Raw genomic sequence first — 528 nt, 5'->3', positions numbered from 1 at the left:
GTCGACGCCCACGGCCAGCGCGGCGCCCACGGTCGCACCCGCGAGGCCGAGCGCCGCGACGAGCCACGCGACGCGCACGCCGCGCGCGACGGGTCGGCCGCGCACCAGCGCGAGCGCGGCGAGCAGCACGAGGACGCCTCCGGGCAGGTACGGCCACACGTCCGCGACCGTGCCCCCGAGCGCATCGGGCACGAGCGCGCTCGCGTCGGCGGGCACGCCGAGCAGCCGGGCGACCGGGTCGGCCGCCGTCGACGCGAGCGGGAGGCCGGGGTCGGCGAGCACGAGGCGCCAGCCCGCGAGCCCGCGCGCGAGAGCCGCGACCAGGAGCGGGCCGGCGACGACCAGCGCGGGCACGGGGACCAGGAGCAGGCGCGCGCGGCGACGCGGGGCGGCGAGCGCGACGAGGAGCACCGCGAGCGTGCCCGGGACCAGCAGCGAGGGCGACGCCGCGACGACCACGGCGAAGGCGAGCGCCGCGGCGGCCGCCGCGGTCAGGGACCCGGTGGGGTCGGGCGCGCCGACCAGGCC

The 528-nt window shown here is 82.2% G+C and carries 1 pseudogene; it reads right to left on the bottom strand.

The annotated features are described in order from the left end of the window. Positions 1 to 528 (bottom strand): annotated as a pseudogene (locus tag CTKZ_RS21240) (glycosyltransferase family 2 protein); the annotation flags it as partial.

It is taken from the genome of Cellulomonas algicola (assembly GCF_003851725.1).
GTDB lineage: Bacteria > Actinomycetota > Actinomycetes > Actinomycetales > Cellulomonadaceae > Cellulomonas > Cellulomonas algicola.
This window is presented reverse-complemented; position numbering and strand designations above follow the sequence as displayed.